The sequence below is a fragment of the Hymenobacter fastidiosus genome (genome assembly GCF_039539565.1).
Lineage (GTDB): Bacteria > Bacteroidota > Bacteroidia > Cytophagales > Hymenobacteraceae > Hymenobacter > Hymenobacter fastidiosus.
The window spans coordinates 220997-234881 of sequence record NZ_BAABDJ010000007.1; the positions used below are offsets into that span (position 1 = coordinate 220997).

Annotated in this window: 17 protein-coding genes and 1 pseudogene; 8 read left to right on the plus strand and 10 right to left on the minus strand. The window is 62.0% G+C overall.

Translation table 11 applies throughout. The features are described 5' to 3' along the window. Window positions 1–287: 287 nt before the first annotated feature. Both ABD833_RS05935 and ABD833_RS05940 read right to left on the minus strand, forming a co-directional pair. Window positions 288–659, minus strand: a complete 372-nt coding sequence (locus ABD833_RS05935; protein WP_345071623.1) for a DUF389 domain-containing protein — start codon at window positions 657–659, stop codon at window positions 288–290. Continuing rightward, on the minus strand, window positions 641–844 hold the full coding sequence (locus tag ABD833_RS05940; RefSeq protein ID WP_345071625.1) for a hypothetical protein: 204 nt from the start codon (window positions 842–844) through the stop codon (window positions 641–643). Before ABD833_RS05940 ends, ABD833_RS05935 begins: the two co-directional genes overlap by 19 nt. Window positions 845–961: 117 nt before the next feature. On the opposite strand from ABD833_RS05940, the gene ABD833_RS05945 reads away from it, so the two are divergent. After that, entirely contained in the window at window positions 962–2230 is a 1269-nt protein-coding gene (locus ABD833_RS05945; RefSeq protein ID WP_345071627.1) for a cation:proton antiporter, read from the plus strand. Between the two features lie 15 nt (window positions 2231–2245). Here the strand turns inward: ABD833_RS05945 and ABD833_RS05950 are convergent, their stop codons facing one another. After that, window positions 2246–2632 (minus strand): hypothetical protein, encoded by a 387-nt coding sequence (locus ABD833_RS05950; RefSeq protein WP_345071628.1) that lies wholly within the window; start codon window positions 2630–2632, stop codon window positions 2246–2248. Between the two features lie 59 nt (window positions 2633–2691). Continuing rightward, complete coding sequence (locus tag ABD833_RS05955) at window positions 2692–2937, minus strand: hypothetical protein (protein ID WP_345071629.1); 246 nt, start codon at window positions 2935–2937, stop codon at window positions 2692–2694. A 109-nt stretch (window positions 2938–3046) separates the two neighbouring features. Here ABD833_RS05955 and ABD833_RS05960 point away from each other — a divergent pair, with 109 nt between their 5' ends. Further along, window positions 3047–4372, plus strand: a complete 1326-nt coding sequence (locus ABD833_RS05960; protein ID WP_345071631.1) for a DUF2254 domain-containing protein — start codon at window positions 3047–3049, stop codon at window positions 4370–4372. Between the two features lie 146 nt (window positions 4373–4518). Here ABD833_RS05960 and ABD833_RS05965 read toward each other — a convergent pair whose 3' ends face one another. The 3 genes from ABD833_RS05965 to ABD833_RS05975 form a co-directional block, all read right to left on the minus strand. Continuing rightward, window positions 4519–5481, minus strand: coding sequence for a mechanosensitive ion channel family protein (locus ABD833_RS05965; protein ID WP_345071632.1), 963 nt, complete (start codon window positions 5479–5481; stop codon window positions 4519–4521). Window positions 5482–5662: 181 nt separating this feature from the next. Then, the gene (locus ABD833_RS05970) at window positions 5663–6478 is read right to left on the minus strand and encodes an ion transporter (protein ID WP_345071634.1); all 816 of its coding nucleotides are present in this window, start codon (window positions 6476–6478) and stop codon (window positions 5663–5665) included. A gap of 210 nt (window positions 6479–6688) precedes the next feature. After that, window positions 6689–7054, minus strand: a complete 366-nt coding sequence (locus ABD833_RS05975) for a cupin domain-containing protein (protein ID WP_345071635.1) — start codon at window positions 7052–7054, stop codon at window positions 6689–6691. A 132-nt stretch (window positions 7055–7186) separates the two neighbouring features. On the opposite strand from ABD833_RS05975, the gene ABD833_RS05980 reads away from it, so the two are divergent. Then, window positions 7187–7333 carry a hypothetical protein gene (locus ABD833_RS05980; RefSeq protein WP_345071637.1) on the plus strand — a complete coding sequence of 49 codons (147 nt, stop codon included), beginning with the start codon at window positions 7187–7189 and terminating at the stop codon, window positions 7331–7333. A 227-nt stretch (window positions 7334–7560) separates the two neighbouring features. On the opposite strand, the gene ABD833_RS05985 is transcribed toward ABD833_RS05980, so the two are convergent. Beyond that, window positions 7561–7902 carry a hypothetical protein gene (locus ABD833_RS05985; protein ID WP_345071639.1) on the minus strand — a complete coding sequence of 114 codons (342 nt, stop codon included), beginning with the start codon at window positions 7900–7902 and terminating at the stop codon, window positions 7561–7563. A gap of 266 nt (window positions 7903–8168) precedes the next feature. Here ABD833_RS05985 and ABD833_RS05990 point away from each other — a divergent pair, with 266 nt between their 5' ends. Further along, complete coding sequence (locus ABD833_RS05990) at window positions 8169–8984, plus strand: phosphatase PAP2 family protein (protein WP_345071641.1); 816 nt, start codon at window positions 8169–8171, stop codon at window positions 8982–8984. Between the two features lie 160 nt (window positions 8985–9144). Here the strand turns inward: ABD833_RS05990 and ABD833_RS05995 are convergent, their stop codons facing one another. Continuing rightward, the gene (locus ABD833_RS05995; RefSeq protein ID WP_345071643.1) at window positions 9145–9867 is read right to left on the minus strand and encodes a hypothetical protein; all 723 of its coding nucleotides are present in this window, start codon (window positions 9865–9867) and stop codon (window positions 9145–9147) included. Between the two features lie 193 nt (window positions 9868–10060). On the opposite strand from ABD833_RS05995, the gene ABD833_RS06000 reads away from it, so the two are divergent. Both ABD833_RS06000 and ABD833_RS06005 read left to right on the plus strand, forming a co-directional pair. Then, window positions 10061–10855: an SDR family NAD(P)-dependent oxidoreductase gene (locus tag ABD833_RS06000; protein WP_345071645.1), complete on the plus strand. Its 795-nt coding sequence runs from the start codon at window positions 10061–10063 to the stop codon at window positions 10853–10855. 89 nt (window positions 10856–10944) lie between these two features. After that, entirely contained in the window at window positions 10945–11679 is a 735-nt protein-coding gene (locus ABD833_RS06005; protein WP_345071646.1) for an SDR family NAD(P)-dependent oxidoreductase, read from the plus strand. A 151-nt stretch (window positions 11680–11830) separates the two neighbouring features. On the opposite strand, the gene ABD833_RS06010 is transcribed toward ABD833_RS06005, so the two are convergent. Next, window positions 11831–12193, minus strand: a complete 363-nt coding sequence (locus tag ABD833_RS06010; RefSeq protein ID WP_345071647.1) for a hypothetical protein — start codon at window positions 12191–12193, stop codon at window positions 11831–11833. Window positions 12194–12507: 314 nt separating this feature from the next. Here ABD833_RS06010 and ABD833_RS06015 point away from each other — a divergent pair, with 314 nt between their 5' ends. Beyond that, entirely contained in the window at window positions 12508–13119 is a 612-nt protein-coding gene (locus tag ABD833_RS06015; protein WP_345071648.1) for a C40 family peptidase, read from the plus strand. 426 nt (window positions 13120–13545) lie between these two features. Further along, window positions 13546–13647: pseudogene (locus ABD833_RS19320) on the plus strand (DUF1232 domain-containing protein); the annotation flags it as partial. Between the last annotated feature and the right edge of the window lie 238 nt (window positions 13648–13885).

Below are 13885 nucleotides of genomic sequence, written 5' to 3' on the forward strand. Positions count from 1 at the left end.
GCACGCTGTTGCCCGGTATGCGTAATTCTTCGTAGTTTTCTACTCCGGTAGTTTACTGCTGCTGCAGAAGTGGGTTTTAGATGCTGACGCCCCCTTTTACGCCCCCTCTGAAAATTTTGCCGCTGCTTCAAACAGGCTAAACAACTGATAAACAGATTCTTTCCGTCGTTTCCAGCGGTAGTGGTTGGGTCTCAATAAGAGGCTCACGTATACACTACCGAAAAACCCGGAAAGTCCTTTCTCCTGTAGCAGAAAGGGTTTTCCGGGTTTTTTGCGTTCGGACTCGTTTACTTCCCGGGTGCCGGATTGAGCAACAGCTCCACGGCGCGCTTACCTCCGGCCCGGAGGGGGAGCCACTGGCGCAGGCACTGCCGCTCCTGGGCCGGCAGCGGACGGCTGGTTCGCATGGATACGACCACCGTGGTATCGGCTCGGAGCGAATCAGCCGCCGGTCGAACCAGACGGCCCAGACCTAACTGGCGTATGGAGGGGTGCTCAACCCGTACTTTTCGCAGGAGCATGGGGGCCGTGGGCAGCCCGTAGCCGGCCGTGCACAGCGGCGGCATCAGGGCCGTGGCCACGCCGGGAATAGTGTTGCCGCGCGAGTGGCGGGTGAGGCCCACGGCGCCGGCCGCCCCGCCTAGCAGGGCAACGAGCACGTCTCAGGCGGTGGGCCGGGTGCGGGCCAGCAGCTCGGAGCCCGCGTCGGTGAGCGGCGCCGGAAGTACAGGGTCGACACCACTAGGCTGATGCCGGCCGCGATGAGCAGGTTTTTCGGGTCCCGCCGCACCAGGTCCACCTCCACTGTGGCCGCCCCGAAGCCGATGCCCACGATGGACCCCATAAGCGGGGAAATAAGCCGGTTCGCCTTATCCAGGCAGGCTGGCAAGGTCATTCCCCGCAGCTCCAACCAAGCCCGTCGAATTTGCGTCTACCAGATTTCACCCCTACCCGCCTCTTGATGGAATTGTACAACACCCTGGCCCTGCTCATCGTCATAGCCGCCGTATTTGGCTACGTCAACCACCGGCTGCTGAAGCTGCCGGGCGTCATCGGGCTGATGGTCCTGGCGCTTGTTTCGTCGCTGGCGGCCATCGGGTTGGGCAAGCTGGGCGTGGACTGGGTGCTGAAAGCCGGGCAGCTGGTACGGGGCATCGATTTCCACGCCGTGCTCATGGAGGTGATGCTGAGCTTTCTGCTCTTTGCCGGCGCTCTACACGTGGATGTGGGCGCCCTGGGCCGGCAGGGACTGGCCATCGGGACCATGGCCACGGTCGGCATTCTGCTCTCTACCTTCCTGATTGGCACCGCGTTCTACTACCTGCTGCCCCTGTTCGGGCAGCCCATCGACTACATCTATTGCCTGCTGTTTGGCGTGCTCATCTCCCCCACCGACCCGATTGCCGTGCTGGGCATTCTCAAGGCGGCCCGCATCGATAAGTCATTGGAAATCCGCATTGTGGGCGAGTCGCTCTTCAACGACGGCATTGCCGTGGTGGTGTTCATCAGCCTGTTTCAGATTGCGCAGTTTGGGGCCGGGCAGGCCACGCCCGCGGTTATCGGACGCCTGTTTCTGGTAGAAGCGGTGGGCGGCATCGGGCTGGGCGCGGTGCTGGGCTACGTGGCGTACCGGGCCCTGCGCACCATCGATAACTACCAGGTAGAAGTGATGATAACTCTGGCCCTGGTGATGGGCGGCACGGCGCTGGCCACCACCCTGCACACCTCGGGGCCGTTGGCCATTGTGGTGGCGGGCCTGATTGTGGGCAGCAAGGGCCGGCAGCTGGGCATGTCGGACGTCACGCGCGAGTACCTCGACAAGTTCTGGGAAATCCTGGATGAGATTCTCAACGCGGTACTCTTCGTGCTCATCGGCCTGGAGATGCTCGTGCTCGACATCAGCCGCACCACCCTGCTGGTGGGGTTGGTGGCCATTGTGCTGACGCTGGTGGCCCGCTGGGTGTCGGTGGGGGTACCGCTGGTGCTACTCAGGCGCTTTTATCCCTTCGACCGGCAGACGCTGCGGGTGCTGACCTGGGGCGGGCTGCGGGGCGGCATCTCCGTGGCCCTGGCCTTGTCGTTGCCCGAGTCCATGCCCCGCGACCTGATTGTGGGCGTCACCTACGTGGTAGTCATCTTCAGCATCATCGTGCAGGGGTTGAGCATCGGGCCACTGGTCAAAAAGCTGGGCCTGAGCACCGGTGAGGCCCCGGACGATGCGGAGCACTAGTCGCGCTTCGCCGTCTTATTGCCGTCCCGTTTCTTCGCCCGCCCGGTTGAGCCAGTGGCGAAACGCCAGGGTGCCCAGCGCGTACGCCCCTACGTCGAAGGGGTCGGCGACGGCCCGGGCCGAGAAAACGGACAGCAGGACTTCAAACCACGCCGCCACGGAGAGCCACGCCAGCAGCAGCCAGGAATCGGGGAAGACGAAGGTGCGCGAATGCGCCACCAGGCGCCGCTGGGCAAAGAGGGCCAGAGTCAGGATAATGGGCATACTGGTCAAATCCCCCAGGTAGGCCGTGAGCAGCGCCGGCCCGGGCACGGCAAGGACATAGCGCAGGAACTGCTGCCCGCCAAAAAGCAGGACTGCGCCCACGAACAAGGGCCGGCGAAACTCAGGCCAGCCCCGCATCAGCCAACCAGCACCGTTACCACCCAAACGATAAACGCCAGAATGGCCGCGAAAGCAAGCTAACCACCCCGAATAATGGTTTTAAAAAAGCGGACCACGGCTCCGTCATCCGGCTTGATCCCGATGAGTATGACCGACGGGGTCTGCTGTTTCTCGACTTCTTCGCGGGCCAGGGCGCTTCGGTGGGCCTGCGGGTCCAGCAGCTCGCCGCAGTGTTCGCAGCGGTCGTCGGAGCGCTGCTGCCACGTCGACCACTGCTGGCAATAGGAACATTTCCGGGAAGCAAACAAAGGAGTATCGGGCATAAGCAGCGTACGCGCCGACGAACGGACAGTTCCAACCCAGGCCGACCCGCCGCGGCCCGGCCCGGAGAAAACACAACTTTACGCCGAGCCCGGCAGTACCTACCAAGACATGAACCAACTCCGCGCCCTATGGCAGAACGTCAACGCCAGCCTGTGGTTTGTACCCACGCTAATGGTGGCCGGGGCCATTGCGCTGGCCTTCGCCCTGGTGTTTCTCGACGCCGGAATGAGCCACGATTGGCTAGCGGAATACCCGCTGCTGTTCGGCGCGGGCGCGGACGGCGCCCGGGGCATGCTCACGGCCATTGGCAGCTCCATGGTCACGGTAGCCGCCCTGATTTTCTCCCTGACCCTGAGCACGCTGGCGCAGGTATCGAGCCAGTATACCTCGCGGGTGCTGCGCAACTTCATGCGCGACCGGGCCAACCAGGTGGTGCTGGGCTTTTTCGTCAGCATTTTTGTGTATTGCCTGATTGTGCTGCGCACCATCCGCGGCGGCGACGAGGGGCGTTTTATTCCTTCCCTGGCCGTGCTCATGGGGCTGGTGCTGGCCCTGGTCAGCATCGGGGTGCTGATATTCTTTATCCACCACATGGCCACCGCCATTCAGGCGTCCAGCATCATCCGCCACGCCACCGAGGAAACGCAGGCGGCCATCGGCCGGCTGTTTCCCAACCAGCTGGGGGAGGAAGCCGACCCAGAACAGGCGCAGGACCTGCTTACCCAGGCCGGGGAATTCCGCTGGCGACCGGTGCCGGCCCGGGCCACCGGCTACGTGCAAAGCCTGGACGAGGAAGCACTGCTCCGGCTGGCCCGGCAGCTGGCGGGCGTGGTGCGCATGGAGCACGGCATTGGCAGCTTCGTAGCCCGCGGCGCGGCGCTGGTGAGCGTGGCCCGCTACGAGGGAACCGCCGGGGCGCTAAGCGAGGAGCTCACGGCGCAGGTCAACGACTGCTTTCGCCTGGGCAGCCAGCGCACCATCGAGCAGGACGCGGGCTTTGGCCTGCGCCAGCTGGTAGACATTGCCCTGAAGGCTCTCTCGCCGGGCATCAACGACACCACCACGGCCATCATCGGCATCGACCACCTGGGCGCCTTGCTCGCGCAGCTGGCCGACCGCCGCTTCGAAGGGCCCTTACGCGCCGACCCGGACCGGGTGCGCATCATTGCCGTGCGTCCGACGTTTGAGAAATACGTGGCCACCGCCTTTGACCAGATTCGCCTCAGCGCCGACGGCAACGCGGCCGTGTACCTGCGCCTGCTCACCGCCCTGGCTACCATCGGCCAGCGTACCCACGCGGCGGAGCGCCGCCAGGCCCTACGTCAGCAAGCCGACCTGATTGCCGAAGCCGCCCGGCGGACTCTGCCCACGGACTATGAGCGGGAACAAGTGCGCCAGCGGCTGGAGGAGCTGCTGCCGGGGCTGAATGACTAGAATTAAAAATACTACCGTCAGACTTTTAATTCTTCATTTTTAATTCCCCTAAAAACAGCATACACCAACTTGGAAACCGCTTTGGAGGGGCGCCACGTGCGGGGAGCCGGGAGCTGAACGGGGCTGCCGGCCTGGGGGCGTGGGGGCTAGGCGCTTGGTTCCCCTTGCTGAGAGGATGAGGAACGAACCACCTCCGCCCGGGCCGGGGGCACGTCACCCGGGCCGGCGGGCCAGCCTTCGCGCTGCTGCCGCCGGTTGCCGTCGGAGGCTTCGGTCTGGTCGTGAAACAGGATCTGCCGGGTGGGGAAGGGTAGGTCGATGCCATTCACGCTAAGCTTGTTCTTGATGGCTTCGAGCACCTTGTCCTGGGCGTCGAGCACGTCGGCCTGCCGGGGCGGGTCGACCCACCACCGGGCCCGGATGTTGACCGAGCTTTCGGCCAGGTCCATCACCAGCGCTTCCGGGGCCGGGTCGCTGAGCACCCCCTCCACCTCCCGCATGGCTTCGAGCATCAGCTCCCGGGCCCGGGCAATGTCGTCGCCGTAGCCGATGCCCACGTCGTACTGCAGGCGGCGCTTGTCGTAGGCCGTGTTCACGGTCACGGCGTTGGTGAACAGCTCGGCGTTGGGGATGATGACGCGCCGGCCGTCGTAGGTTTTGATGGCCGTGGCCCGGGTCTGGATGTCTTCCACGGTACCCTCGAAGTCCTTATACCTGATCTGGTCGCCAATCTTAAAGGGCTCCGTGAGCAGGAGCAGGATGCCGGCCAGGAAGTTCTGAAAGATATCCTTGAAGGCAAACCCAATGGCGATGCCGCCCACGCCCAACGCGCTGACCAGACTCGCGGGCGTAAAGCCCGGCAGGACGATGGTGACCGTCACCAGCACGCCCAGGACGAGCATGGCCACGTAGGCCAGGCGGCTCAGGAGCACGGAGAGATTATGATTGTTCTTTTTGCTGCGCGTGACGCGCTGCACCAGCGCGCGGACGCCGCGGGCCAGCAGCATAAATCCCACCAGCACCACCAGGCCGAAGACGATGTTGGGCAGGGCCAGCATCAGGTCGCGGCCAATCTGGTTGAGCTTCTGCCAGGCAAGGGAAAAATCCATAGCGGGGGGGTAAGCGGGAACAAAAGAAGAGCTTCGCCGGCCCCCCCCCGGCGCAGGAGCAGCCCGGCCGAGGCCAGTTTACGCGGCCGTGCCCTGGCGGCAGGCGGCAGGCGGAAAGAGTAACGCCGTTTATACCCCCGGCTACCGGCAAAGGTTAAGCTACGCCCGTTGTGAAACCTGGCTAGTCCGGCTTGGGCGGGGCCGCGGGGTCGGCGGGCCAGGGCGTTGGCCGGAGCTCGGCACGCAGTTGGCGCACTTCCTCGTGCAGGGCCGCTACGGCCGCGGCCCCGGCCACTTCGGCCTGCGGGTTTTCGGCGTCGCGGCCCATGAAGAATGTGGCCAGCGTGGCCGTAAAATAACCAAATACGGCAAAGCCGTAGAGCGCCAGCAGAAAGCACAGGGCCCGGCCTTCGATGGTGCGGGGCCAATACTCGCTGCCCAGACTGGTGAGTAGCATGGCCGTCCACCACAGGGCTTCGGGGTAGGTGCGCAGGCCGTTGGGCACGTCTTTCTCGAAGGCATACATGCCGGCCGCCCCCAGCAGCATCACCACGCCCGTTAGGCCCAGCACGTAGCCCACGCCGCGCCGCCCGAAGCTGGCGGCCAGCGCCTTCATGCCCCGGTTCAGCGAGCCTACTACTTTCACCAGCCGCAGGCCGCGCACGGCCCGGGCGGCGCGAAACACGCGCGCCAGCCGAAACAGGCGCAGGGCCGGCACCAGCAGCGAAATCAGCGTGATGATATTCTGCTGGAGAAACGAGAGCTTGCGCGGGGCCAGGATTAACTTGACCAGGAAATCCAGGATGAAAATCACCCAGATGCAGGTCCCCAGCAGCTCCAGCGCCGGGGTAAGGCCCCAGAGGAGCTCCACGCCCAGCAGCAGCAGCCAGCCAAAGCCCAGCACCAGCATGGGCGTTTCCAGCCAGTCGGTGAGCTGCTGCAGCAGCTGGTAGCGCTCGTGCTGGAGCTGCTGCTTTTCGGGGTTCGGGTGGGGCATAGGGCGTGGGGCTGCAAGTCGGGATATCCCGCAGCATACGCCCCTGGCCGAGTCGGGTTCCGGTCGACCAGCACCGGCCGGATTCTGTGGTGCGATGGCAGGCCGCCCGGTTCGCCCGACCCATAACGTTCGGCGGGCGGGCGATACGGCAGGAAAAGCCGGGCCCAGGACCAGACGGGAAGCAAGCGTTGGGCAGCTCCGCCTGGGTCCTTACAGCACTTCCAGGTCCCGGCGCGTACGCTCACTCGCCACGTTGCCGGTGTTGACCGTGGTTTTGGGCTCTATCATCAGAATCCAGGTTTCGGCTTCGGTGCGGGGCCGGTGCTCGGTGCCGCGCGGCACCACCAGCAGCTGCCCCGGGTGCACTTCTTCCGTGCGGTCCCGAAAATCCATCAGCAGCTTGCCCTGCACCACCATAAACAGCTCGTCCTCCCCGGCGTGGCTGTGCCAGATGAATTCGCCGTTCACCTTGGCAATCTTGATGTGCTGGTCGTTCAACTCGCCGATGATGCGAGGGTTCCAGAGGTCCTGAAACTGGGCGAACTTGTCGGTCAGGGTAATGGGCGTGGGAGTCATATAAGGAAGGAATGAGGGGGTGGAGTGGTCCGGCGGTTCGTCAAAAGTTGCCAAGGTAGGCTTCGGTATGGCGCAGGGGCCGTTGCTTGCTCCGGGCCCCGGGGGTTAGGTCAGAACGGCAAAAAGGACACCATGGACCTGCAGGAGAAGAGGGTACTCCTTACCGGGGGCAGCGTCGGCATTGGCAAAGCCCTCGTGGCCGGGCTAGGGCAGCGCGGCGTGCACGACATTGCCGTCATGGGCCGCCGCCCGCAGCCGCTGGAGGCTATGCAGCTATAACTCAAAGCCCCAACCCGCAGTGAGGGTACGGTAACTATTTGCTTTTTTCATTCAACTACCCCGCTTGAAATGGCTACTCAACCCTTACTCCACTGGCTGTACGTGGGCTCGATGATCGGGGGGACACTGCACTGGGGTACTGGTGCGCAAAAGTTGTTCGTTCAGTAAGGACCTGAAAACGCCCGCGGACCGAATTAAAATTGTCACCGACAACCATAACCGCAATATCATCTTAAAGTAGACCACTGCCCAATCAAATAGCTGAGGTCGGTTTCGCGGAAGAAATTCTGCATCCGCGTCTCGTTGGACGCCCATTTAACGACATCGTTCAGGTGGTGGGCCATTTCGCCAAACTGCACGTGGCGGCTCTTGCGCAGGACACTACTAAACTGAGCGACAAACTTTTGACGCGCCAGGTTGCGGACTACGGGTAGAGCGGTTAGGCGGCATTGCGCAAGCGACGACCGGCCCGACGGCGGGTAGCCGCCGGACCGGCAGCCACTCCATTCGCCAAACCGCTTTAGGTGCCGCAAAAGAGTGGTAATTTTGGTACCGAAGTAATGCTTCACGGGGCGGAATGGGTTTGGGAGTGTTGAAACCCCAAAGGTCGGACTACCCCGTTTTTAGGCCCTCAGTTTTTTTTGGGGTAGAGTAAGGGAGGTCCTTCGTAAGCGTACGCCCGATGAAGGATGACAATCGACAAAAAATTGAACTACTGGACAGCTTGGTGGTCCCCTGGGCACGGCACTTTTCTAAATCAACTTCAGGTTATCCCCAGAATCACAGCGTATTCTTACCGCTCGTCTACCAGCACGGCCCTTTACCTTCTTTTCCGATGCGTACTTCTTTTCTTTCTTTTCTGGCGGCGGTGACGCTTTGGACCACCTCTTTCTCCCCGGCTACGGCCCAGGTGGTAGCTCCCGCCGACACGCTGCACAAGTTTGAGAAACCCGTTCAGCTTGCGCCGGCAGCGTCCAAACCCTGGTACAAAGGCAAGCTGGTGCGGGCCAGCATCGTGCCGGCCCTATTGATCGGGTATGGCGCTTATACGTTTGATGGCGGCGGGTTCTACACCAATCAGAACGCCAACCGCGACATCCACCGCCTGTTTCCAACCTACCGCACCAAAATCGACAACTTCCTGATTATTGCTCCCTACCTCGAGCTGGGGGCCGTGGCACTGGCGGGCGTTGAGTCGCGCGACGACCGGCTCAATATGGGCCTGGTAATTCTAAAAAGCGAGCTTCTGATGCTCTCTACGGTGTATGCCGTAAAACACCTGACCCGCGAAACCCGTCCTGACGGCTCCGATAACCTTTCGTTTCCCTCGGGTCACACGGCCCAGGCCTTTCTGGCCGCCAGCATCGTACACACCGAGTTCCGGGATAAAAGCCAATGGTACGGAGTCGGGGCCTATACTATTGCTACGAGTGTGGCGGCACTGCGCATGATCAATACCAAGCACTGGCAGTCGGATGTATTTGCCGGCGCGGGTATTGGTATTCTGTCGGCCCACCTGGCTTACCTGTCGCACCGCAACCGCTGGGGCCGCAAGCCCCGCCTGCCGGAGGGGACCAGCTTCTCGCCCATGTGGCAGCCCGGAGCCGCGGGCGGCATGGGGCTGAGCTTCACCTGGCAGCCCACCAAATAAGAGCGGGCATAAGCTGACCCCGACCGGCAAAGCGTGACCTCCGATCAAAAGTCGTACCCGCCGCGCTTCCCGGGCCAGGGCAGATCAGCGGCTTGCCTTTGGTAAACGAAAAGACCGACTGCTGTCAGCAGTCGGTCTTTTCGTTTACCAAAGGCAAGCCTTACAGGCTGCCGCTGTAGTCATCTTCCCCGTAGCCGGAAATGCCCGCTGAATCGGTACGGCTGCTCCCACTGCGGGAGCCCGGGTCGGAGCTGGCGTTGCGGGAATCGGCCGACGACCTGGCCGAGCTGTCGGAAATGCCCCGCGTGGGGGCATCGCCGTATGGGCCCTGGAATTGCTGGTCGCTGGTTACGCCGGCTCCGTACGGGCGGCTGCTGCGGTAGTCCGTTTTGGCGCGATACTCGGGCTTACTGCTCTTGGGTTGGTTTTTCGACCGCAGAGCCAGCCAGCTCAGGCCGCTGACCAGCAGGGCCCCACCAATTACTTTTTGCGTTGGGCTCAGCTTATTGAACTGGTCCGTAGCCTTGGTGCCGAGCTCTTTTACCGACTGGGGAATCTGGTTGGCTCCATCAAGCCACGACGACACGTTCATCCAGGACTGGAGCTGGTTGCCGCTTGCATCCTTCGAGCCCTGGGCCGTGCGGTCCTGCGACTGGTCCGGATTGCGTTGGGTTGAACCACTGGTGCGGGTTGCGGAATCAGCGGAAGTATCGGTAGCGGCCTGAGGATTAGCCGAGGCGGAAGAAGGCGATTTGGTGCGGTCGGTCTGGCTTGGCTGAGCGGTGCTGCCAGCCTGGGGATTGGAAGCCGACGAGGTTTTATTGGGACCAGTAGATTGCGAAGAGCTGGCCCCCGAAGTGGGCTGGTTTGGCTTGTTTTCCATGGCAAATACGTGGTTAGTAAGACAAAGAGAAAGACCACGGCAAATCTGCCGGGTGTCTCCCCTATTCGTAAAGCAATAGGCTGGGGTTACGAATGAGTATGATTTTTTACGTAAACCCCGGCGCAACATTTACGGCGGCGGGCTAGTACGATAGAGCAGACCTCACGTTCATCATCCTTCCCCAACCCTCGCTATGTCCCAGGATCCAAATCTTTCTGTTGCCCTGATTACGGGGGCCGCCAGCGGTATCGGCCAGGAGCTGGCTCATCTGTTTGCCAAAGACCACTACCAGCTGATTCTGGTAGATCAGGATGCCGATGGTCTGCGTAAGTTCGCTGACCATCTGCGCACCGTGCATCATCTCGACGCCACGCTGATTACCCAGGACCTGAGCCAGCCCGACGGGGCCCGGCACGTTTACGAAGCAGTAAAAGCGAAGGGAATGCAGGTCGATATTCTGGTCAACGACGCCGGATTCGGCGAGTATGGCCCCTTTCTCGATTCCGACGTGGCCCGCAACGTAGCCGTGATTCAGACCAACATTCTGGCCTTAGTGGAGATGACGGCCTTGTTTGGCCGGGATATGGTGCAGCGCGGCAAAGGCCGGATTCTGCAGCTGGGCTCCACGGCCGCCTACACGCCGTCGCCGAATATGGCCGTGTACTCGGCTACCAAGTCGTTTGTGCTGAGCTTTTCCGAGGCGCTGTACAACGAGCTGCAGGATTTCGGCGTCACCGTTACCACGCTCTGCCCCGGCGCCACTGATACCAACTTCTTCGAGCGGGCCGGAGCCGAGGACACCCGCGCCGCTCAGGGCGACCTGGCCGACCCCAAAGACGTGGCCCGGGATGGCTACGAAGCCCTGATGAAGGGCGAGATGCGGGTCATTTCGGGCGTTACCAACAAAGTACAGGCGATGCTGAGCAACGTAATTCCCGATGGGGTGGTAGCGGCCGGGATGCGCAAGCTGTTCGAGTCGCCTAACTAAAGCCGGGGTGCGTTGTTGTAGACCCACTGCAGTTGCCGCTTCCGGAACCGGGAAGCGGCAACTGTTTTTTTCGCCATTTCTATGCAGCTATGAGCCAGCGTTTTCAGGATAAAGTGTGCCTCGTCACGGGGGCTACGTCGGGTATTGGCCGGGCAGTAGCCGTGCGCCTGGGCCGCGAAGGGGGCCGCGTGGTGGTGATGGGTCGCAATATAAAGAAAGGGCGCGAAGTGGTGCGGGAGATAAAGGCCGCGGGCGGCGAAGCGCTGTTTATCCGGACCGACGTGGGCAAGGATGCCCAGCTGCGGCAGGCCGTAGCCCGCACGCTGGAAAAGTGGCAGCGTCTCGACGTGCTCATCAACAACGCGGCCATGATGACGTATGAGCCCATTCTCAAGCTCGACCCCAAGGAGTGGGACTTGCTGATGACGGTGAACGTGCGGGCATTTTTCCGGCTCTGCCAGTTGTGCCTGCCGCATATGAAAGGCGGGGCCATCGTCACGGTCAGCTCGGTCCACGCCCACCAGACCACGCCCAACGTGGTTTCCTACGCCGCCAGTAAAGGCGCGATGGAAGCCTTCGTACGCGGGCTGAGCCTTGAAATTCCCTACACCCAGGCCCGCATCAATGCCGTCGCGCCCGGGGCCGTGGATACCCCCATGCTCTGGGGCAACCCGAACGTGAAGAGCGGCAAGGAAAAAATCACCGGCCAGGTGGGCACCCCTGAGGACCTGGCGGCAGCCATCTGCTTTCTGGCCTCGGCCGAAGCCAATTTCATCAACGGCTCTACCCTCGCCGTAGATGGCGGGCGGCTGGCGGCGCTGTAAGCCCGCCGGCCGGAAGCGCGGCCGGGAGCCATTCCGCGCTTCCGGCCGCGCCACTCCGGCCATTGCAATGGCATACGCTCCGGGGTGCCCATAATTCGGGCAACCCTCCGGACAGACTGCCATGCTTGGCTTATAGTGACCGGTAGCGCTGCTACTTCGCCTTGGGCGTAGGATGGCGCAGGCCGGGGTCGGGCAGCACGCCATCGGGAGCGTAAAGCAGGGCGTCCCGCTCCGCGGCTTCGCGGGCGGCTACCTCAAACGGAATGTTATAATAGCCGTGCCGGACCCAGCCCAGCAGGTACCGGGTCAGGAAGCCCAGGTAACCATGCTGCTCAAACTGGCGGATGTGTTCCATCTCGTGGGCCACCCAGTGCGGGTCGCGCAGAAACTGCTCCCGGGTAGCCCCGCTCAGGTGAATGCTGTTGCCCAGCACCATAGCTACGCTGCCGGCCTGCAGCTTAAGCCGGGCCAGGCGGGCCAGAGGAGAATTTTCGATGATCCGGGGCGGCTTCATAAGCGCGGGAAACAAGCTGGCCATATACGACACTGATCCGGGAGTGGTTGCAAGCTTGACCGTAAATTTTCTACCATTGTTTTGACTTATAGAAAGAATTTTAGCCTCTTTGGGGGGTAAAATTAGGACTCTTCGCGCTACCGGACTTAGCTTTGATCAACGGCCGGGGAAGAATCCATCTTTTTTCAGCCTGATTCACTGCTGGTACGCAGTCTTTTTTTGCACCCAGGGTAACGTCAACCTATCGACTAATTCAGTACGCTCCGGCCCTCCGGCCGACCCCGGAAACCGATTCTGCCACCCTACGACGGACAATGAAAAACAGCCTTCTGTATTGCCTCACCGCTTCCTCGCTGGCCCTCTCTTTTTTCTTTGAGCATACTCCTGCCGCTTTCCCTGCTTTCCAAACCGCGACTCCCGTAGTCGCTGAGGCTTCGTTCCTCGCCGCCTTCAGCGGTGACGAAGACAAGCCCGCCACCATGCCCACGACCCGCGATTCGCTGGCTTACCACTACTACTCGCAGACCCTCGGCCTCAAGCTCGCCTTCACCGAGGATCAGAACCTGCTTCGTACCGTGACCGACTGGATCGGCACTCCCTACAGCTACGGCAACAATTCCAAAAAAGGCACCGACTGCTCCGGCTTCGTAACCCGCGTGTTCAAGGAAGTGTATGGTATCACGCTGCAGCGCAGCTCCCGCTCCATGTTCCAGAACGTGAAGCACGTAGCCAAAACCGAAATGCACAGCGGCGACCTGGTATTCTTCCGCCGTGGTCCGGGCCAGCCCATCTACCACGTTGGCATCTATCTGCAGGATGGCAAGTTTGCTCATTCGGCCTGCAACGGGGGCGTGATGGTCAGCTCGCTGAACCAACCCTACTATCACCGCAACTTCTACGCCGCCGGGCGCGTTGAAGCCAACTAACCGGCCGCCGACCTTTATTTACGGGAAGCCTCATTCCAGCGGATGGGGCTTTTTTGCGTCCGGGCCGTAGAAGTATAGGGTAAAACCATTTTACGCCGAAACAGTATAGCACAGGCAGCCCGCGGCCTTATCGTCCGGGCGTCCGGGCTTACCATTTCAATTCCTTTCCTACCTATGGATACCCAAAACCCTAAAGGTGAGAATATAGCCGCCTCGGTTATATTCAAAAAATTTCTCGGCCGCGCGGAAGAGTACATCAAGAAGCCGACCCGCCTCAAGCAGCTGCTGACGGACGCTTACCAGAAAGCCAGCGACAAGAAGGACGTCGGCAGTCTGGCGCACGAAGCCTGGGAGACCATGCAGACGCTGTTCCGCCTGATTCGCTCGTCGGTGGCGGGCGAGTACACCGGGCTGCCAACCCCCACTATTCTGGCGGCCATTGCCGTCGTACTCTATTTCCTGAGCCCCATCGACCTGATTTCGGACTTCATTCCGGTGCTGGGCCTGCTCGACGATATTGCGCTGGTCGCCTGGTTCTCCTCTACGGTAAAAGATGAGCTGGAAAAATTCGCGGAGTGGGAAAAGACGCACGTCACGGTAGTCAGCAGCCCTGACCCGGCCGATGCCCCGGCAGCTTCCCCGGCCGGCAGCAGCCCAGGCAGCAGCGCCAAAACCACGGCCCCGGCCGCGGCCAACCCCATAGCCAGGCCCGAAGCCACCGAAACCACGGAGTCGGCCAAGCACGCAAGCACCACCGACCTGCCCG

Bases quoted from the DNA above. Each gene is read 5' to 3' on its own strand.
- ABD833_RS05940 (WP_345071625.1), bottom strand. From the start codon at position 844: ATGGGGTCCATCGTGGGCATCGGCTTCGGGGCGGCCACAGTGGAGGTG.
- ABD833_RS05945 (WP_345071627.1), top strand. From the start codon at position 962: ATGGAATTGTACAACACCCTGGCCCTGCTCATCGTCATAGCCGCCGTA.
- ABD833_RS05950 (WP_345071628.1), bottom strand. From the start codon at position 2,632: ATGCGGGGCTGGCCTGAGTTTCGCCGGCCCTTGTTCGTGGGCGCAGTC.
- ABD833_RS05955 (WP_345071629.1), bottom strand. From the start codon at position 2,937: ATGCCCGATACTCCTTTGTTTGCTTCCCGGAAATGTTCCTATTGCCAG.
- ABD833_RS05960 (WP_345071631.1), top strand. From the start codon at position 3,047: ATGAACCAACTCCGCGCCCTATGGCAGAACGTCAACGCCAGCCTGTGG.
- ABD833_RS05965 (WP_345071632.1), bottom strand. From the start codon at position 5,481: ATGGATTTTTCCCTTGCCTGGCAGAAGCTCAACCAGATTGGCCGCGAC.
- ABD833_RS05970 (WP_345071634.1), bottom strand. From the start codon at position 6,478: ATGCCCCACCCGAACCCCGAAAAGCAGCAGCTCCAGCACGAGCGCTAC.
- ABD833_RS05975 (WP_345071635.1), bottom strand. From the start codon at position 7,054: ATGACTCCCACGCCCATTACCCTGACCGACAAGTTCGCCCAGTTTCAG.
- ABD833_RS05980 (WP_345071637.1), top strand. From the start codon at position 7,187: ATGGACCTGCAGGAGAAGAGGGTACTCCTTACCGGGGGCAGCGTCGGC.
- ABD833_RS05990 (WP_345071641.1), top strand. From the start codon at position 8,169: ATGCGTACTTCTTTTCTTTCTTTTCTGGCGGCGGTGACGCTTTGGACC.
- ABD833_RS05995 (WP_345071643.1), bottom strand. From the start codon at position 9,867: ATGGAAAACAAGCCAAACCAGCCCACTTCGGGGGCCAGCTCTTCGCAA.
- ABD833_RS06000 (WP_345071645.1), top strand. From the start codon at position 10,061: ATGTCCCAGGATCCAAATCTTTCTGTTGCCCTGATTACGGGGGCCGCC.
- ABD833_RS06005 (WP_345071646.1), top strand. From the start codon at position 10,945: ATGAGCCAGCGTTTTCAGGATAAAGTGTGCCTCGTCACGGGGGCTACG.
- ABD833_RS06010 (WP_345071647.1), bottom strand. From the start codon at position 12,193: ATGAAGCCGCCCCGGATCATCGAAAATTCTCCTCTGGCCCGCCTGGCC.
- ABD833_RS06015 (WP_345071648.1), top strand. From the start codon at position 12,508: ATGAAAAACAGCCTTCTGTATTGCCTCACCGCTTCCTCGCTGGCCCTC.